Genomic DNA, 25,883 nt, shown 5'->3' with positions numbered 1-25,883 from the left:
TTCAAACCACAAAAGCCGTAAATCTCCGGGGTTATTGGAGACTTGCGGCTTTTGTGGTTTGTTTAGATTGCCCCAAAGCCATTTGAAAGCTTTGGGGCAGTTTCCCTATTTTGAACTCGGAGCTTGTTTTTAATTTCTAAAGTGAAAAATTAGGTGGACATTATTCCATTTCCATCTGTTACTAGTAAGTTCGCTAGCTCTGTTTCCAACATCGCTTTAACGGCTTCTGGATTTTCTTCAAAAGGAAGTTCCAGCGAGATTTGCAATACATTCTCCACATGCTGAACAGTAAAGAAAATGATTGAATCCCGATAGATGTCCCTCTCTTCTGGCTCGATATTTTTAAACAGCTGATATTTATCCGACGCTTCGCCAAGGTAATTGAAGACAATAGGTAGCTTATTCAGGCTATGCTTCAGATACCGGTTAGACTGCGGATACAACGAAGCCATTTCATCATTGTATATGAGATTTAGAAAATTCAGGTTACGCGCTACGGCCAACTGCATACTGTTTCTGATCTCATGCCCATGTTCGTCCGCATCTGTAAGCAGTACAGGGATTTGGTCTATAAATTCACCTATAATATCAAAATACTGCTTCTCCTCGTATGCCCGGCCATAATTGGTGAGAAGAATAGGAATCTCGTCCACTTGCAAATATCTGCGGAAAAAGCGGTTAGCTAGGCGTATAGCCAAGTTCCACATGTCTCCAATTGCGTCAGAATCATTCCAATCTGCAAGTTCTACTGTCACATCTGTGCCCGTTGTATGGTTGCGCTCATCAATTGCGAGGACTACAGCATCCGAAGCAGCAGCAAATGCGGACAAGCGAAATTTGTCGACAATCTCTTGATCGTCCATGCCCTGAGGTCCTTTGCGAACCTGACTCACATAATCACGGTAGCTTCCTGCTAGTTGCCCTTTTACATTGCTCATGTCATCATATGCACGGTACAACTCACTCTTAACGACCTCTCCGCTCATGCCATCATAGATGAGATGTGAACAAGGGAGCAACAGCAAATGATCCCGTAAATTAAGGCGAACAAGCGCAATACGATATAACAAGTTTCCGGTTGTTTCATAAGGGTTCATAAAGAATGCAGGCAATATATGTGAGAGTATACGATTTTGCATCTCTGAACCGTAGTTCGATAAATCTATCATTGGAATGTCCATACGCTCCTTCATGGACAACATTTCCCATTCCCATCCGACATCCGTTTGGACCAACACACTTCTAAAGAGTTCATGGCGCTCTATCAGGCGTTGCATGATTGCAGATAACCGTTCTACATCCAGCAGGTAACTATCAAAAGGAATGACACCTCCTGAGGATTGCGGATGCTCCAAATGATAATGTTGAGCGGGAGCAAGCGCATAGCGTTGTAAAGGCTCTCCTGCCAGCATCGTGCTGTTCCATTGGTCATTCATCCGTAGCAGATGTTCCAGCCATTCCTCAGCATGCCGCTTCACAGCTTCATCATCTACCATCGTATCTGTGTACAGCTTTTCACAGTCAGGTACTTGAGCAGCTGCTTCAAAAGGAAGCAAATGATGTGGATGAAGGTCAGGATGAAGGCGTGACAAAATGACTTTCTTCAGGTCCTCTGCTTGTATAGAATCGAAAGGATCTATGTGCAAAGTTAATTGATCTCGCCCTTCGACAGCTGTTGATTGGAAATGAGCATGTACGTCATAAGCTTTTTCGATGATGTCGATTGCCTCGGCAATATCACGTGTTAGCATACACGACATCGAAGTGTCTGCTCGCATATACTCTGACATTTGGCGAATAGTCTGATATTGAAACACCTGATTAATCCCTATTTCAATGCCAACAGCCTGAGCCTGTGAAACCAATTGAATGGCTTTTAGGGAGTGTCCGCCTAAATCAAAATAGTTATCATCAATGCTAACAATACTGACACCCAGATTCTGCTTCCAAATATCTACCATATGCCGTTCCATGCCGTTTCGCGGGGCTGCATATTCAACACCTGTTTGAATGTCTCCGTCCGGCGCAGGAAGCGATTTACGATCAATTTTTCCGTTAGTGGTCAACGGCATCTTCTCCAATTGAACAAAATAGCTTGGCAGCATGTACATCGGAAGATTTGGAACCAACGCTGCTTTAAGTTCCTGAATGGTCAGATCGCTATCAGCCACAAAATAAGCACATAAATCTTTTTGTCCTGATTCATTCTCACGAGCAATAACCACCGCTTTACGGATCGCAGGCAGGTTCATTATTTGCGCTTCCACTTCTCCAAGTTCAATTCGGTAACCCCGAATTTTTACCTGATGATCCATCCTGCCTAAATATTCAATATTTCCGTCTGCCATCCATCGCGCCAAATCTCCTGTGCGGTACATACGTTTTCCTGGTTTGAAGGGGTCTGCTATAAATTTCTCATCTGTCAGCTCACGATTTCCCATATAACCTCGCCCTACTCCATCACCACCGATGTAGATCTCGCCTGCAATTCCTATCGGAACCAACTTCCGATTCATATCCATAATATATACGTGCTGGTTAGCCATTGGCTTGCCAATCGGCACCGTATGTGTCCAAGCTGTCATCGTTTCCCCGTCAATGTCGTATGCAGTTGTGTCTACACAGCACTCGGTAGGACCATAAACATTAGTTATTTGCGGACGATATCCGGGTCGGGTGCTCAAAAATGTTTTAACGAGATGACCGGGCAGCGCCTCTGCTCCAAAAATAAAATGCTGTACATTCAGGTCTGCAACGGAGTCTTGCATTTCTGTCAGCATATGCATGTGTGCCGGTGTACCATCAGTAAAATCAATCCGTTGGGATCTGAAATAGTCAGCCAAACGATGACCATTGGTGCTAATCTCTCTCGGTACTACGTGAAGCGCATGCCCGAGAAGCAGGCATGGGAAAATTTGTTTCACTGATGCATCAAATACATACGGCGATAGCCATGCCATCCGCATTGGCGATTTGTATTTCTTATATACTTGTTCTCTAAATGCGGTTGTCATATTCACGACATTAGAGTGTTGAATCATCACTCCTTTGGGTTTGCCCGTCGTACCTGAGGTATACATCACATAAGCCAAATGGCCAGGGTCACAAACTTCAGCCAAGTTGGAACAGTCTTCTGCAGATAGCCTGTGACTATCAGGTGAAATGACCAGCACATCCGACGGTACCTTCGCGGCCATTTCTGGCATGGCAACCATAAGCTTAATATGGCTGTCTTGTAACATATAGAGCATACGTTCCTGCGGAAACTCAGGGTCGATAGGCACATATCCCCCACCAGCTTTTAAAATACCAAAAATCCCTACAATCATTTCGATAGAGCGCTCCATAATCATTCCGACCAATTGATCCGCCTGAACTCCTTCTGCTCTTAGCACGCGAGCCAATTGGTTTGCACGCACATTTAATTCGTTATATGTGATCTGGCTACCACCAAAAACTACAGCTACTTGATCTGGAGTCTTCTCTACCTGTTCTTCGAATAATTGATGAATGGTTTTTTCACATGGGTAATTCACCGCGGTATTTCCCCAAACATCCAATATCATTTCGATTTCCTGTGGCGTAATGATCTCAATTTCAGATAGCTTTGTCTGTGGTTCATCTACAACAGCTTTAATCAACTGGATGAAGTGATCGGCCATTCGTTTAATCGTGCTTCTCTTGTACAGGCTGTCGGCATATGTGAAGCTGAAAACCAAACCTTCAGAGCTTTCCATGGCCGTAAGTGTCAAATCGAATTTTGCCATATTCTGTTCGCCTGGGCACAGAGTAACCTGCAAGTCTTGGAATTCCGTCGTACCAGAGTCCATGTTATCTAGCTCAAAAAGAGTGTCGAATAACGGATTTCGGCTCAGGTCCCTTTGTACATTCAGCTTCTCCACCAGCAATTCAAACGGATAATCCTGATGCTCAAAGGCATCAAGCACCTGGTCCTTTACTTCCTGAACATATTCGTAAAATGACTTGTCCCCTTCAGGAAAGCTCCGCAATGCAAGCGTGTTGACAAACATGCCGACGACAGGCTGCAAATCGTGATGCTGTCTACCTGCAATAGGTGTTCCAACAACGATATCCTCCTGACCGCTGTACTTGAACAATAGGGTCTTGTAGGCCGCAAGTAATACCATAAATAAGGTAGCTCCCGCCTGCAAACTGATTTGTTTCAAACTGTCCACGTCCTGAGATGAAATTGCAAAGGAAACGGTGCTGCCCGAAGTGCTACGTGTTGCAGGTCTTTCAAAGTCGACTGGGATACCCAAAATCGGAATGTCGCCGCTCATTTGCTTGAGCCAGTATTCTTCTTGTTTTTCCATCCATGAGCTACCAATGTCTCCTTGCTGCCATACCGCATAATCCTTGTATTGAATTCGCAAGGCCGGCAACGTTTTTTCTTCATACAGTGCGGGCAGCTCGTTCAGCAATATACTCATGGATACACCATCTGAAATCACATGATGCATGTCAAACATAAACCAATGGCGCTGTGGAGATTCTTGCAACAGAGCAGCTCGAAGTAACGGTGCCTTCCCAAGATCAAAAGGTCTGATAAATTGTCTCATCATTGCTCTTGCTTCGTTCTCGCCATGTCCCTGCATAACCTCCAAATTGAAATCGACATGGTCGTGAATCCGTTGTACCAATTTATCATCTACGAATTCAAAAGAGGTTCGCAATGTATCATGACGCTGAATTAATTGCTTAAGCGCTCTTTCTAATCTTAAAAAATTCAGTTCTCCTTCCATCAAAAGCATGGCAGACATATTGTAGTTATTCATGCTGCTCAAAACGTATAGTCTATTTTGAGTTATAGATGCCGGATAACTGTCTCTCAATTCGGCAACAGGAATCGCTGCGAATGGATTTGGAGATAATTCATGAACAGCCTGCGCCATTTGCTCAATTGTTGGAAAGTCAAATACATAACGCAACGGTAACTCAATATTCAGTTCTTTGTGAATTTTTGCGGCCAATGCAGTCGCACGAAGTGAATGTCCGCCAATGGCAAAGAAATTATGATGAATCCCAACGGACGGAATGTCGAGTATCTCTCTCCAGATTTGTGCTAACTTCACCTCCATGGCTGTGCGCGGCGCTGCATATTCTGCAGTCAAATCAGCATGTTCCTCGAATGCCGATAGTGCCTTGCGATCAATTTTTCCGTTCGGTGTCAGCGGCATGTTCTGCAGTTGTATAAAATACGACGGTACCATATAGTTCGGCAATTTCTCATTCAGAAAATTCAACATCATACTGCCGCTGATTTCTTTTTCAGCTACGTAGTAAGCGGCCAAATGATAGTCTCCCTGCTGATCTGCACGAGCCATGACAATAGATTCTTTAACACCGTCTACCTTGATAATTTGCGCTTCAATCTCACCGAGTTCAATCCGATACCCGCGGATTTTGACCTGATGGTCAATCCTACCCAAATATTCAATGTTCCCATCTGGCAACCATCGTGCCAAGTCACCTGTACGGTACATTCGCTCATAGCCAACTTCCTCTGCTGCAAACAGATTGGCTACGAATTTTTCTTTTGTCAGCTCTGGACGGTGCAGATAGCCGCGTGCCAGCCCCGGACCGGATACACACAGCTCACCAGGGACTCCTGCAGGTGAAAGATTTCCGTGTGTATCCACCATATACACGCGGTGATTAGATACTGGCCGTCCGATGGATATGATTCCACCTAGCTCAGAATTTTCTTCCGATACCGGCCAAAGAGACGTTGCAACGGAATTTTCGGTAGGACCATACGCATTGTAATAAGCCACCCGGTCCTTCCATTTGGACACCAGTTCTGCGGTAGAGGCCGATCCTGCTGTAAGCAGAACACGCAAATCAGGCATGCGATCCGGGTTCAGGTATACAGCATAGTTTGGCGGCAGCGTTGCAATTGTAATTCTGCAGGCAGCCATGTATTGCTCGAAACGTTCATAATTCAAAATAGTCTCGGAGGAAGGTATATACAATGTCGCTCCGCATAGTAAAGACTGGATTATTTCCGAGCATGACGTATCAAACGAATAACTGGCAAACATGACAACCCGATCGGACAAGCCAATACTCAATTTTTGCTCGAAGTAGGTTTTAAGATTACTAAGACCGTGATGCTCAAGCATTACTCCCTTAGGCTGACCTGTCGTCCCGGACGTATAGATGACATATGCTAGATCGTTTGGACCCGATACAGCCTCCAGATTCGAACCGTTCTGATGATATACGGGCAGCATTTCCCCGCGTACATCCGCTTTTCTTGTATCGGAAGCGACTCCGTCCTGTTCACCGTCAAGCACCAGCACTTTGCCTCCAAAAAGCACCTTTTCCGTCAGGTGCTGTTGCGTTAACAACAGTTCCGTACCTGAGTCGTCCAGCATGTAGCGGATGCGTTCCTCCGGATAGGTTGGGTCTATCGGGATGTATGCTCCCCCCGCCTTCAAAATTCCCAATATGCCCACAATCATTTCTACAGAACGCTCTGTCATCAGACTAACCAGACTATCGGCTTTCACACCATAGCTGCGTAAAGTACGGGCCAGACGGTTTGCGCGCTCGTTCAATTCATGGTAGGTCAATTGTTGACCTTCAAAATATACCGCTGTCTGATCCGAAGTCTGCAAAACCTGTTCCTCGAACAGTTCGTGAATTGTTTGTTCACGCGAATACTCTGCCGTGGTATTTCCCCACACCTGGATGATGCGCTCCCGCTCCTGCTTAGTCAACAGATCCATTGTCTCAATTAAACTATCCGGATTCGCTATAATTTGATCCAGCAACTGCAGTAGATGTCCTTGAATCTGCGACACACTCTGATGATCATATACCTGGGCATTGTAGGAAAAATCAATTCGTAGCGTATCTCCCTGAAGTACTATGATGCTTAAATCGTAGCTTTCTTGCTCAGTATTGGCCTCTTCCAAAGTAGTCTCAAAGACCATTCTATGTCCAAAAAGTGCCAGTTGTTGCACTTTCGTTGTAACCATTTCACACATTGGAAAATGTTCATATACCGCAGATTCATCGGTTTGCTGCTGCACATTTCTCATCACCCCGATAAAGTTAGCTCCTGCTTCGGTTCGAATGCGAACTGGTAAGGTGTGGTTACCCAGTCCAATTGAATGCTTCGAATCCAATTTATCTGTCAAAGGACTTGATATGGAGCAAGCGAACACCACATCATCTGTACCGTTATACTTTTGTAATAAAATTCCCCAGGCTGTCTGCAGCAGCGTATTTATCGTCACCTGCTCATTTTGTGCAATTCGCTGCAGTGCCACCGTTCGTTCAACATCCAAATTAATCTCCAGATGCTCTGTCTGATATGGACTACGTCCCATCAGATTGGCATATGGCAATTGAGGTGCTTCTTCATAGCCTTCGAGCAGAGTACTCCAGTAGCGAGAAGCCTTTAGGGTGTCCCTATGTTTTTTTAGAATCCCTTTGTCTTCTTCCGAAATCAGCGTCAATTCGCCCAGCTTAGTATTGGGATTGGCTACAACAGTTTTAACCAACTGTACAAAATGCCTTGCCATGCTTTCTACCGTTTCCCGTTTAAACAAAGATGTAGCGTACAGAAATTGGAGTTGAATAGATGCTTCCTCCTCACTAACTTCAAGCGTCAGATCGAATTTCGCAGAAACCTGATCTATGTCAAAAGAGCGGAAGAACAACTTGTCCAACTTCACTTCCTTTTTCTCCATATTCTGCAATACAAACATCGTGTCGAACAACGGATTACGGCTCATATCTCGTTTCAGGTCGAGCTTTTCCACCAGCTCCTCAAAAGGATAATCCTGATGCTCATATGCTTGCAGTGCACACGTCTTAGCGTCCTCAATGCAGTTATAAAACGTCTGTTCAGCGTGAGGATGATTGCGTAATGCGAGCGTGCCGACAAACATACCGAGCATAGGCTCCAGGTCAGCATGCGGTCTACCTGCAATCGGAGTACCAACAATGATGTCTTCCTGCCCTGTGTAATAATGCAGCAATGCTGTGTATGCAGCCATAAGTACCATGTACAGCGTAGAATCCGTATGCACCGCCAGTTCTTTTAAACACTGAGTCAATTTCTGTCCCATTTTAAACTCAACAGCGTCACCTTTCGTACATCGTGTTACCGGACGCTCAAAATCAGTTGGCAAATCCAGTTGAGGCAAGTCACCACTAAATCTATTCAGCCAGTACTCTCCCTGACTCTTTATTCGCTCCTGCTGAGTTTTGCTATGCTGCCACACAGAATAGTCCGTATATTGAATACGCAGCGGAGATAATACTTCACCGCTATATAAGCGGGCAAAATCACCAGCTAATATTTCAATGGATACTCCGTCTGAAACGATGTGGTGCATATCAAGCATCAATAAGTGCTGCGGCTCCTGTCCTTCCTCGTCCAATCCCAATTTAACCAGCTTTACGCGTAGCAACGGAGCCATCCTCAAGTCAAATGGGCGTACAAAGGAACGGGCATGTTCTTCTGCTAAATTTTCAAGCATAAGTTCATTGGATTCTGTCCGCAGTTCTGATATTGTGGCATATTCCAACTCAAATTGATTCGTATCGTGCACCCGCTGCATCGGCACACCATTCACCAGTTCAAAGCTTGTCCGGAGTGACGCATGACGTGAAATTAATTGACGGAATACCTCTTCCACCTGGTTCACATCTATCGGACCGATTACTCTCAGTGCTGATGTGGTGTTATAGCTTATTCCATCCGGATCCAGCTGGTGAAGCACATACATCCGTGTCTGTGCGAAAGAAAGCGGGTAAGTGTCGCGTTTTTCCGCCACCGGAATGGATGCATATGTGATTTGATCCTGTTCTTCAAGCAAGACCGCCAATTGCTCGATCGTTGGTGCCTCAAATATGTTTTGCAAATCCATCGGTTTGTTTAAATCTTTGCGAACTCTAGAAGTCAGTGTCGTCGCCCGTAGCGAATGACCACCAATTTCAAAGAAATTTTCGTTGATGCCTACTTGCGGTAGACCCAGCACATCCTGCCAGATGTCTGCCAATTTTATTTCCATCCACGTTCGCGGTGCAACATGGTCGGACAAACGACCTTCTGGTATCGGCAGCGCCTTACGGTCAATTTTACCGTTCGGTGTAAGAGGTACATTCTGCAATTGAATGAAGTGAGAAGGGACCATATAATTCGGGAGTTCTTCATTTAACATCTTATGAAGCTCGCTCCCCGTCACTTCCCGTTCCGCCACATAATAAGCAACGAGTTCGTGTTGGTTTTGGCTATTTGCATGTGCCAGTACGATGACCTCTTGCATGCGATCTGCCTTCAGCATAGCCGCCTCAACTTCGCCCAGTTCAATCCGGTAACCGCGAATTTTGACCTGATGGTCAATCCGACCCAGGTACTCAATGTTGCCATCCGGCATCCATCTCGCCAGGTCGCCTGTCCGATACATGCGTTCATAGCCCGCTTCCCCATCTACAAACGGATTAGCCACAAATTGCTCAGCCGTTAATTCCGGACGGTGCAGGTATCCGCGTGCCAACCCTGGGCCGGATACGCACAGTTCACCTGGGATTCCTGTCGGTGCAAGTTGCCCATGTGCATCGACCATGTACACACGGTGATTCGGTATAGGACGTCCGATTGAAATAGAAACCCCTGCTTCAGGATCTCCCGGTACTGACCAGACAGACGTTGCTATGGAATTTTCCGTTGGACCATAGGCATTAAAATAGGTCACACGGTCTCTCCATTTAGTGACTAGCTCAGTACTGGTCGCCGATCCGGCCGTAAACAGAATACGTAGTTCTGGCATTCGTTCTGGACTCAAATATATGGCGTAGGTTGGGGGCAGCGTTGCAATTGTAATGTGATGATCCCCCATATACTGCTCAAACTTGTCATAGCTGAGAATAGTTTCTGATGTCGGAATGCATAAAGTGGCTCCGTTGAAGAGCGCCTGAAGCATTTCCCAGCATGCCGCATCAAAGGAAAAGCTAGCGAACGACACAACACGGTCGGAACTGCTGAGCCTCAATGTCTCCCTGAAATACGTATGCAGATTGCAGAGTCCACGATGCTCAAGCGTTACGCCCTTAGGCTGGCCTGTCGTTCCGGATGTATAGATCACATACGCTAGGTTACGAGGACCGGAAATGGCTTCCAAATTCGAACCATCCCTGTGATATACGGACATAGCTTTTCCTTTTGCCTCAGCCGTGCTTGCATCCGCAGTGGCATCGTCCATTTCTGCATCCAACAGCAGTACCTCGCCCCTAAATTCCACTTTTCCCATCAGATGCTGCTGCGTTAACAGCAGTTCCGTACCGGAATCGTCCAGCATATAACGGATGCGGTTCTCCGGATAAGTCGGATCGATCGGAATGTAGGCGCCTCCTGCCTTCAAAATACCCAAGATGCCGACAATCATATCAATTGATCGCTCTGTCATCAGGCCGACTAGGCCGTCTGCCATCACACCGTTACTGCGTAAAGTACGCGCCAGACGGTTCGCTCGCTCATTTAATTCACGGTAGGTCACTTGTGCTCCTTCAAAATATACCGCTACCTGCTCCGGTGTCTGCTTGACCTGCTCCTCAAACAACCCGTGAATTGTCTGCTCACGTGGATATGCTGCTGTCGTGTCACACCAAGCACCCAGCAGTTGCTCGCGTTCCTGAGGCGTTAAGATATCCAGCTCGCAAATCCGGCCAGCTGGATTGATCTTGATTTGCTCCAGCAGTTGCAGCAAATGTCCCCGGATCTGTTCTACCCTTTCATAGTCATATACCTGGGCGTTGTAACCAAAATGAACTCGCAGCGTCTCTCCCGGTAACACCACGATATTAAAATCATAATTCGTCTGCTCAACCGCTCCTGCTCCGGTTATTTTAAAATCAGCTTCCTCTCTTTCACCTAATTGCTCAATTTGTTCATCCACCGGATAGTTCTCAAATACCATAATATGATTAATCAGTTCCACTTTTTGCTCTGCCTGTGCCTGAATCTCATAGAGTGGGAACGTTTCGTATGTTCCCGAAGCAAGCGCCTGTTGCTGAGTTTGCTTCATCAGCTCTGTAAATGCAGTTGCTTGTCCGCCTTGAATACGGACGGGGACCGTGTTAATGAATAGTCCAATCATCTGCTCTACTCCCGCAATGTCCGCTGGACGGCCCGACACCACACTACCGAAAACGACATCCTGTGTGCGATTATACTTTTGCAACAAAACGCCCCAGGCCGTTTGCATCAGCGTATTTATCGTTACCTGTTCTTGCTTTGCCAGTTGCAGCAGGGACTTTGTCAGGTCTATACCCAAATCAAATTCCAGATATTCGGCCTCATATCCCTTCGCCTTCCCTGTTTTGGCCTGCGGCAAGACCGCCGTCTCCTCATATCCCCGCAGGTAATCGTTCCAATACTCCGCTGCTTCCTGACGGTTCTGCCCCTCTAGCCATTCGATGTATCGGCTGTATGGTGTTACCACAGGCAATTGCGGTGGCTTCCCTTCTGCTAGGGCGCTATATCCTCCAAAGACTTCATTAGTGACCAGCGACAAACACCAGCCGTCCATTATGATGTGGTGAAAGCTCCATACAAAATGGTATGAATCGTCTGATGTACGCAAAATAGATACCCGCATCAGTGCATCCTTGGCCAGATCAAACCCCCTCTGCTGATCTCGACGCGTGAACTCCTCGATATACTGCTTTTGCGCCGCCTTCTCCTTCTCACGTATATCCTCTACGTACAGTTCTCCGCGTTTATTCCGGTGCACCACTTGCAACGGCTCGTCCTGCAAATCGCTCCGGAAGTTGGTACGCAGTGCTGAATGACGCTGTACCAACAAGTCCAGACTGGCGGAGAATGCCACGAGATCCAGCGTTCCCTTCAGTTCAAAGGTGGACTGCTCTACATAGGCGCTCGACTGGGAATCCAGCATGTTGTGAAACAGCATGCCTTTTTGCATCGGCGTCATGGGGTACATATTCTCAAGCTCTCCGTCAGGCTGAATCTGCTCCACCATCCGGTCCAGTTCTTCAAGGCTTAAGTCCGAAAGCAGCACATCACTTGGCGTCAATTCAGATTGCTCCCGAGATACACAATGCTGAATCACTTCCAGCACGTTCTGCTTGAATTGCTCTGCTAGTTGCTCAGCAGCATTTTGTTGGAGTGCCTTATTGTTGTATTGAATACTTAGTTCCAGCATGCCATCTGTAACGAGTCCTCCCACGTCCATAACACAGGACATTTGGGTCAGTTCATGAGTATTAGCTCCGCTGGAATATGGAGAAAAATGCATGCCGCTATGCTGCAGTGTCTGGTCAAATTCGCCCAAATAATTAAAGCTTATCTGTGGCTCGGCGTATGTTGCCCCGGACGGTCCGTTCTGGCTGAGATATCTCCAGATGCCATACCCAATTCCTTTATGTGGAATGCTGCGCAGCATCTCCTTCATCCGTTTGATGTGGCCGGAGATATCATCTTCTCGGTTAATCCGCAGCAGTACCGGGTATTGACTCGTAAACCAGCCAATCGTCCGTGATATATCCGTATCCTTCATGATTTCTTCCCGGCCATGGCCTTCGAGAAGAACCGCAACCTTTTCACTGTCAGTCCAAGCGCTTAACGTCTTGCCGAGTGCCGTCAACAACAGATCATTCACTTCTGTGTTGTACGCGCGGTGGGCTTGCTTCAGTAGCTGATCAGTCTCTTCCTTCGTAAGCCTCACATTTGCGATACCCATGTCTTGCTGCATAAACCTATCGCTATGCTCTTGGGACACTGGAAGTTGGGGCGACTCGGATGCCGCCAGTTCATTCACTTGCTCCCAGTATGCGTGCTCACTTTCCATCTCAGGACTGTCGGCATAGGCTGACAACCGCTCCGACCAGACCTGGAAGGAGTCCGTTTTGGTCGGGAGCTGTATGGCTTGTCCACGTACAGCCTGCTCATAGGCATTCGACAAATCCTCCAACAGTATCCGCCACGATACGCCGTCTACCACCATATGATGAATAGCCAGTAGCAGATGGTCCCCATCAGCGCAGTGGAACAGGCCCGCTTTCAGCAGAGGTCCTTCATCCAGTCGGATGCTACTCTGAATAGTACTGGCCCGGGCTTCTATAGCTTGACCCAATACGGGACCGATCGGCACGTCTTTGAAATCGGCCACTTCCAGATCATACAGCGCCCCTTCCTCCACTCCGCGATTCCACGCTTCCCAGCCTTGCTCCGCCTTGCGGAATACCATCCGTAACGCATCATGATGCACCGCCAACTGCGTCAATGCCTGACGTAGCGGCTCTTCCCCGAATCCCTGCTCCCGATGAAGCATAACCGCCTGATTAAAGTGGTCCGGCACAGGCTGTCCTTGCTCCACAAACCACTGCTGAATCGGCGTCAGCAGCACAGCTCCGTCGACCTCTTCCTGATCAGCTAATTGGGTATCCGACACACGCAGGTGTGTAGCTAGCTCGGCAACCTCAGGGTACTTAAACAAGTCTTTAATATCCAGCTTATACCCTGCCTGCAGCAGGCGTGAGGATACCTGAATTGCCTTGATCGAATCCCCGCCCCGATCAAAAAATTGATCCGTCAATCCGACAGGACCGCCGCCCAGTACAGCCTCCCACACATGGGCCAGCGCCTGCTCCTCTGCTGTCTGCGGAGTCCTATATTCCTGCGTGGAACGGGAAATCTGCTCCGGTGCCGGCAATGCCTTACGGTCGATTTTGCCGTTGGGTGTGAGCGGCATTTGCTCCATCTGAACAAAGTGCGAGGGAACCATATAATTTGGAAGTTCTTCACTCAGCTGCTTGCGAAGCTCGCTCCCCGTCACTTCGCGTTCCGCCACGTAGTAGGCAACCAGTTCGTGTTGGTTTTGGCTGTTTGCATGTGCCAGTACGATGACCTCCTGCATGCGATCTGCCTTCAGCATAGCCGCCTCAACTTCGCCCAGTTCAATCCGGTAACCGCGAATTTTGACCTGCTGATCGATCCGGCCCAGGTACTCAATGTTGCCGTCAGGCAACCATCTTGCCAGGTCGCCTGTCCGATACATGCGTTCATAGCCCGCTTCCCCATCTGCAAACGAATTAGCCACAAATTGTTCAGCCGTTAATTCCGGGCGGTGCAGGTAACCGCGTGCCAATCCTGGACCGGATACACACAGTTCACCGGGGATTCCTGCTGGTGCAAGCTGCCCATGTGCATCGACCATATACACGCGGTGATTCGGTACAGGGCGTCCGATTGAAATAGACACTCCTGCTTCGGGACCTTCCGGTGCAAGCCAAATAGACGTTGTTATGGAATTTTCCGTTGGACCGTAGGCATTGTAGTATGTCACATGATCCTTCCATTTGGATAACAATTCTGGTGAGGCAGCCGAGCCGCCTGTAAACAGGATGCGCAGATCCGGCATTCGTTCCGGATTCAAGTATACAGCATAGGTCGGCGGCAATATCGTAATTGTAATTCGATGATCCGCCATATACTGCTCAAACTTGTCATAACTGAGAATGGTTTCTGATGTCGGGATGCATAAAGTAGCCCCGTTGAAGAGCGCCTGAAGCATTTCCCAGATCGAAGCATCAAAGGAATAACTGGCAAACGATACGACACGATCCGAGCCGCTGATCCGCAACGTCTCCCTGAAGTACGTATGCAGATTGCAGAGTCCACGATGCTCAAGCATGACTCCCTTAGGCTGACCTGTGGTTCCGGACGTATAAATCACATACGCTAGGTTATGAGGACCGGATATAGCGTCCAAATTCGTACCATCCCTGTGATATACGGACACGGGTTCTCCTTTTGCTTCAGCCGTACTTGCATCCGCAGTGGCTTCGTCCATTTCTGCATCCAGCAGCAGGACCTTGCCCCTAAATTCCACTTTTTCAACCAAATGCTGCTGCGTTAACAGCAGTTCCGTACCTGAATCTTCCAGCATATAGCGGATGCGGTTCTCCGGATAAGTCGGATCGATTGGAATGTAGGCGCCCCCTGCCTTCAAAATACCCAAGATGCCGACAATCATATCAATTGATCGCTCTGTCATCAGGCCGACTAGGCCGTCTGCTATCACACCGTTACTGCGTAAAGTAAGCGCCAGACGGTTCGCTCGCTCATTTAATTCACGGTAGGTCACTTGTGCTCCTTCAAAATATACCGCTACCTGCTCCGGTGTCTGCTTGACCTGCTCCTCAAACAACCCGTGAATTGTCTGCTCACGTGGATATGCTGCTGTCGTGTCACACCAAGCACCCAGCAGTTGCTCGCGTTCCCGAGGGGTTAATATATCCAGCTCGCAAATCCGGCCAGCTGGATTGATCTTGATTTGCTCCAGCAGTTGCAGCAAATGCCCCCGGATCTGTTCTACCCTTTCATAGTCATATACCTGGGCATTGTAACCAAAATGAACTCGTAGCGTCTCTCCCGGTAACACCACGATGTTAAAATCATAATTCGTCTGCTCAACCGCTCCTGCTCCGGTTATTTTAAAATCAGCTTCCTCTCTTTCACCTAATTGCTCAATTTGTTCATCCACCGGATAGTTCTCAAATACCATAATATGATTAATCAGTTCCACTTTCTGCTCTGCCTGTGCCTGAATCTCATAGAGTGGGAAGGTTTCGTATGTTCCCGAAGCAAGCACCTGTCGCTGAGTTTGCTTCATCAGCTCTGTAAATGCAGTTGCTTGTCCGCCTTGAATACGGACGGGGACCGTGTTAATGAATAGTCCAATCATCTGCTCTACTCCGGCAATGTCCGCTGGACGTCCCGATACCACGCTCCCGAAAACGACATCCTCTGTGCGATTATACTTTTGCAACAAAACGCCCCAGGCCGTTTGCAGCAGCGTATTTATCGTTACCTGTTCTTGCTTTGCCAATTGCAGTAGGGCCGTTGTCAGGTCTATACCCAAATCAAACTCCAGATATTCGGCCTCATATCCCTGGGTCTTCCCTGTTTTGGCCTGCGGCAAGACCGCCGTCTCCTCATAGCCCCGCAGGTAATCGTTCCAATACTCCGCTGCTTCCTGACGGTTCTGCCCCTCTAGCCATTCGATGTATCGGCTATATGGTGTTACCACAGGCAATTGCGGTGGCTTCCCTTCTGTAAGGGCGGTATATCCTCCAAAGACTTCGTTGGTAACCAGCGACAAACACCAGCCATCCATTATGATATGGTGGAAGCTCCATACAAAATGGTATGCATCGTCTGATGTACGTAAGATGGATACCCGCATTAGTGTATCCTTTGCCAGATCAAAACCCTTCTGCTTATCCCGACGCGCGAATTCCTCGATATATTGCTCTTGCGCCACCTTCTCCTTCTCACGTATATCCTCTACGTACAGTTCTCCGCGTTTATTCCGGTACACCACTTGCAACGGCTCGTCCTGCAAATCGCTCCGGAAGTTGGTACGCAGTGCTGAATGACGCTGTACCAACAAATCCAGACTGGCGGAGAATGCCACGAGATCCAGCTTTCCCTTCAATTCAAAGGTGGACTGCTCCACATACGCGTTCGATTGGGAATCCAGCATGTTGTGGAACAGCATTCCTTTTTGCATCGGCGTCATGGGGTATATATTCTCAAGCTCTCCTTCAGGCTGAATCTGCTCCACCATCTGGTCCAATGCTTCCAGGCTTAGACCCGGAAGCAACACATCACTCGGCGTCAATTCAGAACGCTCCCGTGATATACAGTGGCGGATCACTTCCAGCACATTCTGCTTGAGTTCCCTGGCTAGTTTTATTACATTATCTTCCTGTAATGCTTTTGTGTTATAACGAATATCCAGCTCAAGCATTTCATCTGTTACAATGCCCCCCACATCCAGGGAACACGGCATTCTGGTCTGTTCGTTAACATCTGCTCCACTGGAGTACGGTGACATGCGCGTTTCGCTGTGCCGCAGCGTCTGATCAAATTCACCCAAATAATTAAAGCTGATCTGTGGCTCGGCGTATGTTGCCCCGGACGGTCCGTTCTGGCTGAGATATCTCCAGATGCCATATCCTATCCCTTTATGCGGGATGCCGCGTAGCATCTCCTTCATCCGTTTGATGTTCCCGGAGATATGATCTTCCCCGTTAATCCGCAGCAGTATCGGATATTGGCTCGTGAACCAGCCAACCGTTCGTGATATATCCGTATCCTTCATGATATCTTCCCGGCCATGGCCTTCCAGAAGAATTGCAACCTGCTCACTGCCAGTCCAAGTGCTTAATGTCATGCCGAGCGCCGTCAGCAGCAGATCGTTCACTTCTGTGTTGTACGCGCGATGGGCTTGCTTCAGTAGTTGATCAGTCTCTTCTTTCGTGAATTTCAAGTTCAAAGTAGCCGTGTTATTTATGGTCAATGTTTTTTTAGAATCCAATTCTGTAAGTCTTAAAGACTCGGATGCCGCCAATTCATTCACTTGCTGCCAGTATGCGTGCTCACTTTCCATCTCAGAGCTGTCGGCATAATCTGACAACCGCTCCGACCAGACCCGGAAGGAGTCTGTTTTGGTCGGGAGCTGTATGGCTTCTCCACGTACAGCCTGCTCATAGGCATTCGACAAATCCTCCAACAGTATCCGCCACGATACGCCATCTACCACCATATGATGAATAGCCAGTAGCAGATGGTCCCCATCAGCGCAGTGGAACAGGCCCGCTTTCAGCAGAGGTCCTTCATCCAGTCGGATGCTACTCTGAATAGTACTAGCCCGGGCTTCTATAGCTTGACCCAATACGGGACCGATCGGCACGTCTTTGAAATCGGCCACTTCCAGATCATACAGCTTCCCTTCCTTCACTCCGCGGTTCCACGCTTCCCAGCCTTGCTCCGCCTTGCGGAACACCATCCGCAACGCATCATGGTGCACCGCCAACTGCGTCAGTGCCTGACGTAGCGGCTCTTCCTCGAATCCTTGCTCCCGGTGAAGCATAACCGCCTGATTAAAGTGGTCCGGCACAGGCTGCCCTTGTTCCACAAACCACTGCTGAATCGGTGTCAGCGCCACGGCTCCGCTGACCTCTTCCTGATCAGCTAATTGGGTATCCGACACACGCAGGTGCGTAGCTAGCTCAGCAACCTCAGGGTACTTAAACAAGTCTTTGATATCCAGCTTGTATCCTGCCTGCAGCAGGCGTGAGGACACCTGAATCGCCTTAATCGAATCCCCGCCCCGATCAAAAAATTGATCCGTCAGTCCGACTGGACCGCCGCCCAGCACAGCCTCCCATACACTGGCCAGAGCCTGTTCCTCTGCTGTCTGCGGAGCCCTATATTCCTGCGTGGAACGGGAAATCTGTTCCGGTGCTGGCAATGCCTTACGGTCGATTTTGCCGTTGGGTGTGAGCGGCATTTGCTCCATCTGAACAAAGTGCGAGGGAACCATATAATTTGGAAGTTCTTCACTCAGCTGCTTACGAAGCTCGCTCCCCGTCACTTCCCGTTCCGCCACGTAGTAGGCAACCAGTTCGTGTTGGTTTTGGCTGTTTGCATGTGCCAGTACGATGACCTCTTGCATGCGACCTGCCTTCAGCATAGCCGCCTCAACTTCGCCCAGTTCAATCCGGTAACCGCGAATTTTGACCTGATGGTCAATCCGGCCCAGGTACTCAATGTTGCCGTCAGGCAACCATCTTGCCAGGTCGCCTGTCCGATACATGCGTTCATAGCCCGCTTCCCCACCTGCAAACGGATTGGTCACAAATTGTTCAGCCGTTAATTCCGGACGGTACAGGTAACCGCGTGCCAGTCCTGGGCCGGATACACACAACTCCCCTGCTATGCCAGCAGGTAAAAGATGACCAAGAGCATCGATCATGTACACCCGGTGGTTGGGTACGGGACGTCCTATGGAAATGGTATCGATTGCTCCGGGGTGCTCCGACACCGGCCAAATGGACGTTGCTACCGAGTTTTCTGTCGGTCCGTAACCATTAAAATAGGCGACCTGATCCTTCCACTTGGTTACGAGCTCCATCGAGGAAGCGGAACCAGCGGTGAACAGAATACGCAGATCCGGCATTCGTTCTGGGTTTAGATACACGGCGTAGGTAGGAGGTAATGCCGCTACCGTAATTTTATGATCCGCCATGTACTGTTCAAACTGGGTGTAGTTCAGAATGATTTCCGAAGTAGGCACATAAAGTGTCGCGCCACAGAATAGCGCCTGAAATATTTCCCAGCAGGCAGCATCAAATGCATAGTTCGCAAACAGTAGGGCATGATCTGACGGACTTATCTGCAATGTTTCATCAAAATACGTCTTCAGGTTACACAATCCATGGTGCTCCAGCATTACACCTTTAGGCTGTCCTGTAGTACCTGAAGTATATATGACGTAGGCTAGATCGTTTGCTCCTGATACGGCCTCCAGATTTGATCCTTCCACGTGATACACAGTTGGATCTTCATCCAATACCAGGACTTTTCCTCCAAAGGCGGCCTCTTTGACCTTTTCCACAAGATGGCTTTGCGTCAAAAGCAGGTCTGCACCGGAATCATCAAATATATAACGGATACGTTCCTCTGGATATGACGGATCGATGGGTACATATGCCCCTCCTGCTTTAAGAATAGCGAGGATGCCGACCACCATATCTATAGAACGATCAGTGATAAGTCCAACCAGCCGATCAGTTGTGGTGCCGTAACTACGCAGGGTACGAGCCAATCGGTTAGCACGTTCATTCAGCTCAGCATAAGTCAGACTGGAGTTCTCACAGACAACTGCTGTTGTCTTCGGTGTCTTTTCTACTTGTTTTTCAAAACAAAGATGAATGGTATCACTAGAAGGATATGAGATCTGTACTCCGCTAAATTGAGCTAAAACCTGACTTTTCTCTTCCGTCGTCAGAAATTCCAAATCGGAAATCAGTAGATCCGGCTGTTGAACAATCTGCTCCAGTCCCCGTTTAAGATGAGCTGCAATTAGCTTAATCCAATTTTCATCGTAAACTAGCCGATTGTAACTAAATGTAACTTCATACTGTGATCCAGGAACGACAATCACATTAAAATCATAGTTGGTCTGTACAATATCCTCTACGTCGGTAACCTGAAGTGTATCAGGCCCTTTTTCCGCATGAATAAGCTCCTCTGAATAAGGGTAGTTTTCAAAAACAACAATATGACGGACTAAATTTTGTTTCAAATCCGTGTGATTCTGAATATCTGCCAGGGAAGAATAGGGGTACTGCCCAGACTCGATGTTGGAGTTTTGCACAGATATCAGCAGATCTGAGAATCTCTGGTCCACATCACTGGTTATGCGTGTTGGTATTGTGTTAATGAACAATCCAACCATATTTTCAATTCCCGGAACTTCATCTGGTCTGCCGGATACTACGGACCCGAACACAACATCCCGGCTGTGGTTGTACATTTGAAGCAATAATCCCCATACCGTTTGAAATACAGTGCTGACTGTCGTGTGGTAGTGTTTAGCTATTCTCTCCATTCCTTGAGTCAGTTCTTTCCCCAGCTTGCATGTGTAACGGTCTGCTTCGAAGATTGGATTCAATGGACGGTTATAACCCGGCAAAATTGTTTCATTTTCAAGTCCATTTAAATACCCCCGCCAATAGGCTGTCGCTTCTTCCTTGTCCTGTTGCTCCAGCCACTGAATAAAACTGCTGTACGGATATACCGTATCCAATTGCGCAGGCACTCCAGACCGAAGGGAAGTATACATAGTAAAAAATTCCTGGGCTACCGTTCCCATGCACCAACCATCCATTATAATGTGATGAACATTCCAGACAAGTCTGGAAGACTCATCATCCCATTGAAACAGAGCAAGCCGAATCGGAACATCTTTTTCCAAGTCAAAACCCGCTTGGCGCTCTGCCTTTAAAAAGGCCGTAAAACGCTCCCTTTTCTCAGCTTCGGGAAAAGCACTGATATTCTCGAAATGAACAGGCAACGCATCACGTTCCTCCAAGACAATTTGAAGCGGACGTTCTGTTTCTTTATACATAAAAATGGTACGGAATATATCATATCGATTCATGAGCTGCTGCAAGCTTTGCTGAACCAGATGAACGTCCAGCACTTCATTAAAGGTAATAACGGTCTGCTCAAAGTAAGCTTCTGATTTTGCGTCGAGGATGGAATGAAACAACATTCCCTCCTGCATCGGGGACAGCGGATAGATATCTTTAATATTTACCTGTGCCAAATCATTCACCTTTCCTTTACCCATGCAGAATTTGAATTTCAACTTGCGGATTCCGTTTATTTCAACAGATTTCCCAGCTTATCCGATAATCGGCTTGATATTTGTTCAAATTGCCCCATAGACAATTGATTATATGTAAAATCCGTAGGGCTGCGCTCCGCCTGATCTTTAGTGCAACAATGATGGATAATATTCAATAGATGTTTTTTAAAGCCGATCGTTAATCGATCTACCGTCGCTACACCATATTCAAGCCCGTTATATTCAAATTCAAACCGAAGGATTCCGTTCGTGATCATGCTGTTAATGTCAAATGTATTCGTCTTTTCCGCACGCGGGCTTCTCTCACCATTGGCTAAGTCTGCTAATCGGGAAATACGCCAAGGCATGTCTGTCTTGTTTTCTTCGTCGAATTGTCCCAAATAATTGAAGCTGATTTCCGGGAATGGTGCAGCGACTAGAGAAGCGGCTTTAGTCTGGTCCTTGGTCAAATAACGTAAAATACCATAACCGACGCCCTTATTAGGCACCCGCCGCAGCTTATCTTTAACCATTTTGATCTGATAGGCCAAGTTCTCGGGTCTGTTGACCTCGATTACAAAGGGATACAGGGAGGTAAACCAGCCGACTGTACGAGAGATGTCCAAATCTTTAATGATCTCCTCCCTGCCGTGTCCCTCCAGCAAAATCGGGATTTCGTTGTAACCGCTCCATTCATAAAAAGCCAGGCCCAAGGCTGTAAGCAACAGATCATTCATTTCCGTATGATAGGCATGATGTACATGCTTCAACAGCTTTTCTGTCTCATCCCTGTTGAGTACCACCTCCGCTAGGCGTCGATCTTGTATCAGGCTAACCGCGATTTCATGATCCCTTGGCAATCGACGTATCCTGCGTGAATCTACATTGTTCCAGTAGCTGATTTCTTGGCGTACTTGTACACTTTCGGCGTAAGTGGTCAGCCCTGAAGCCCACTCTTTGTAAGCATCAGTCTTGGCAGGCAGATTCGGTATCTCACCGCGAGCTACCTGATCATAGGCGGTGCCCAAATCTTCCAGCAAAATTCTCCAAGACACACCGTCTACAATAAGATGGTGGATAATGATCATCAGATGATCTTCACCGGACAAACGGAATAAAGCCAAACGTATGAGAGGACCTCGTTGCAGATCCAAACTGCTTTGCAGCTCATCGCCTAGGTGTCGGATTTCTTCTTCAGGCTGGCTTGATTGTGTCAAATCATAGCTCGTTAATGTAAAGAACTCACCTTCGTTCACTCCCCTGTTATAGGCGGGGGCTCCCTTTTCCTCTTCCACAAAAATGATGCGTAATGCATCGTGATGGGCTACCAGCTTGTCCATAGCGTTTTTCAGCCATAATTCATTCCATCCTCCGTCATTTTGTAGCATGACCGCCTGATTATAATGGTGACGATCTCTCCGATGATGCTGAAAAAAATCGAGTTGAATGGGTGTCAATTCTACCTCACCCTCTACAATCCCCTGGGGAATGATACGGGTGATTTTTTTTATAAACGGTGCTATCAAGTGAATTTCAGGGTAACGGAATAAGTCCTTCACTTCCATTTTCAGGCCTTTGGCATTTAAGCGGATTGCAATTTGCAATGCTTTAATCGAGTCCCCGCCAAGCTCGAAAAAGTTGTTGTGTAATCCGATTGGTTTAACACCAATCACTTCTTCCCAGATCAAAGCGATTGTTTTTTCCAATTCATCCTGTGGTGCCTCATACACGCTATCCAACAGTGCTATTTCATCCGGTTCGGGCAGATTGGATCGGTCTATTTTCCCGTTATGGGTCAATGGTAACTGTTCCAATACAATGATTTGGGCTGGAACCATGTAGACTGGTAACTGCTGAGCCAGTTTATCTCGCAGCATATCTTTCTCAGCTGTACCTGCAACATAGGCACATAAGTACTTTTGTCCCGCTGTGTCCAGTCGATCAACTACAACCGCCTGGCGTACTCCTTCCATTTCGAGCAAAATAGATTCGATTTCTCCAGGCTCAATTCGGTATCCGCGAATTTTATATTGGTAGTCAGCTCGCCCGATAAAATCAATATTCCCATCTGGCTTCCAGCGCGCCAGATCCCCCGTACGATACAAGCGTCCACCGGGCGAGAACGGATCAGACACGAATTTCTCAGCCGAAAGCTCCGGTCTGTTCAGATATCCCCGTGCTACAGAAGCTCCACCAATACACAGCTCGCCCGTTACACCCACAGGGACCGGACGCATTTTGTTATCAACAATATATAACTTATGATTCGGTAGAGCTCTGCCGATAGGGACAATACCGGACAGAGGCAATTCTTCCAGCTCGTCCTCATAAAAGCTAGATTCGATTGCGGCTTCGGTAACTCCATACGTATTAATAATTCGCATCTTGCTGCCAAATCGGGTCAACATCTTACGGTAATCTGCAACAGCCAAGCTATCTGCTCCAGTAGTAAGCAGCTTTAGGGAACTGATATTTGTACCGTGCTCATAGATGTAATTCAATAGCAGAGCTAAAAGCACAGGAGGCGTCTCAAACGTAGTAATCTCCTGCTGCTCCAACAGTGTAGCCAGGGCAGCTGGATCATTTCTCACGCTTTCAGGACAAATGACTAAGGTACCTCCATTGACAAATGCCTTGGCCAAATCGCATGCAAACACATCAAACGACATGCTGGCAATTTGTAGTAGCTTAACAGGGAAATCTTTAAACCCTTGGCTGTGTCTGTAACCGAGTGCGGTGTTGACATATTGTTGATGTTCTACCATAACGCCTTTGGGCTTACCTGTGGTACCCGATGTATAAATGACATACGCCAAAGAGCCGGGTTCATATGTGGAGATATACTGCTCGTCCAAATCCATCTCGGACTGGAGTGGCAACGTAGCGAGATCGACTACCTCGCCCATGAAATCCATTGTTTTCAGCCAGCCCGTCAGGTGAGATTGCGTAAGCACAATCGTCGTTCCGCAGTCACGCAGCATATATTCAATACGTTCTTCTGGATACACGGGATCTACTGGCACATAGGCAGCTCCTGCTTTCATAATTCCCAGCACCGCCACTATCATCTCAACAGATCTGTCAACCATGACAGCGACCAGGCTCTCCCGTGTAATTCCACGCTTCTGCAAAAGATGGGCAAGAGCGTCTGCTCTATCATTAAGTTGTCTGTAAGTGAGCATCGTATCTTCATATATGACGGCCGCTCGTTCTGGTGTACGCTCCGTCTGCGCTTCGAATATCCCGTGAAAAGTAAGTGCAGGAAACTGGACAACGGGTCCGCTCCATATTTTCGTCAAAGTAGCCTCTTCTTCGGTTGTTAACAGCCGAACGTCACGGAGGCAAACATCTGGATTGCTGGCAATTTGGAGGAAGACATGCCTCAAATGATGGGCCAGATGCTTCATCGCTTCACTGCTATAGACCTTGCCGTTATAGGACAATATGAAACTCATTGCCTTCTTGTCTTCAACTTCAATATTAAAGTCATACGGTATTTCTTCGAATAACCGGGCGTCTTCAATAATGAATCCGAGTTTGTCTTGCCAGTCCCGTCTCCCGATCATGTTTTCCAGTGGATAGTTCTCGAATACAACGATATGATCAAGCAAGCGTTGCTTGAGTGCAGATTGCGACTGGATTTCAGCAAGTGAACAGTATCCGTTCATCCTTCCTTGGACAGAGGCTCTCTGGACATCGCGCAACAATTCAACAAAACTATTTTCTTCATTTAATCTAATTCGTAATGGAATGGTATTAATGAACAATCCCACAATTCGCTCTACTTCATCCAATTCCGACGGACGGCCAGATACCACCGTGCCAAAAACTACGTCCTTGCTTCCGTTGTAACGACCAAGTACAATTCCCCAGGCGGCCAGAAAAAGACTGCTGAGCGTGGTCCCATTGCATTCAGCAATCGCACGCAAACTACTGGTCTCTTTTTCCGTCAGCGTCGTTCTATATTCCTGCAGCAGATAGCCGCCTTTTTCTGAAGTTGTAGCTGGAGTTTTTAGCATCTGAAGTCCAGCCGTTTGTTCGTAATCTTGTAAGACAGAACTCCAGTAGTCCTTGGCCGCCTCCTGATCCTGTTCTTCAAGCCAGTCGGCATACCCGGTGTAAGGTCGTGGTTCAGGCAATTGAACGGAACGGCCTGTACGATAGGCTTCATAGGCCGTTAACAACTCGTCCATTATGATGCCAAGACACCAGCCGTCCATAATAATATGGTGAAAACTTAAAAGCACCGTATAAGCATCTTTATCTGTTTGAAGTACAGCCATCCGGATAAGCATATCCCTGCTCAAATCATAATGGGTGTTACGGTCCATATCCATAAATCTACGTATAGCGTCGGCTTGCTCCTTTCCGGTCAGCTCTGTCATATTTTCGTAAGTAATCGCCGTGTTTCGCTTTTTAAAAACAATCAGCCGCGAACGAGAAGCGGATTTATGATAAATGTTCGAGCGCAGCGTTTCATGACGCTGAACCAGTAGCTGAAAGCTTTTTTGCAGGGCATTCCAATCCAGATCTCCCCGAATAGAAATACGTAATTGCTCGTAATAAGCCTGTGATTCTGGTTCCATCAGCGCATGGACGAGCATTCCTTCCTGTAAGGGAGTCAAGTTGACCACTTTTTCAATTTCAAGTCCTTTGATCATGGATATCCTCCTCGTACGA

2 protein-coding genes are annotated in these 25,883 nt (G+C 47.5%); both read right to left on the bottom strand.

Annotation, left to right across the window (positions count from 1 at the left end):
• Positions 1–149 precede the first annotated feature (149 nt).
• Positions 150–21,182 carry a non-ribosomal peptide synthase/polyketide synthase gene (locus C1T21_RS12635; RefSeq protein WP_180984584.1) on the bottom strand — a complete coding sequence of 7,011 codons (21,033 nt, stop codon included), beginning with the start codon at positions 21,180–21,182 and terminating at the stop codon, positions 150–152.
• Positions 21,183–21,238: 56 nt separating this feature from the next.
• On the bottom strand, positions 21,239–25,864 hold the full coding sequence (locus tag C1T21_RS12630; protein WP_103048513.1) for a non-ribosomal peptide synthetase: 4,626 nt from the start codon (positions 25,862–25,864) through the stop codon (positions 21,239–21,241).
• Between the last annotated feature and the right edge of the window lie 19 nt (positions 25,865–25,883).

Source organism: Paenibacillus sp. F4 (assembly GCF_002894905.1).
Taxonomy (GTDB): domain Bacteria; phylum Bacillota; class Bacilli; order Paenibacillales; family Paenibacillaceae; genus Paenibacillus; species Paenibacillus polymyxa_B.
Note: the sequence above shows the minus strand (reverse complement) of the source record. Positions and strands in the feature narration are given on the sequence as shown.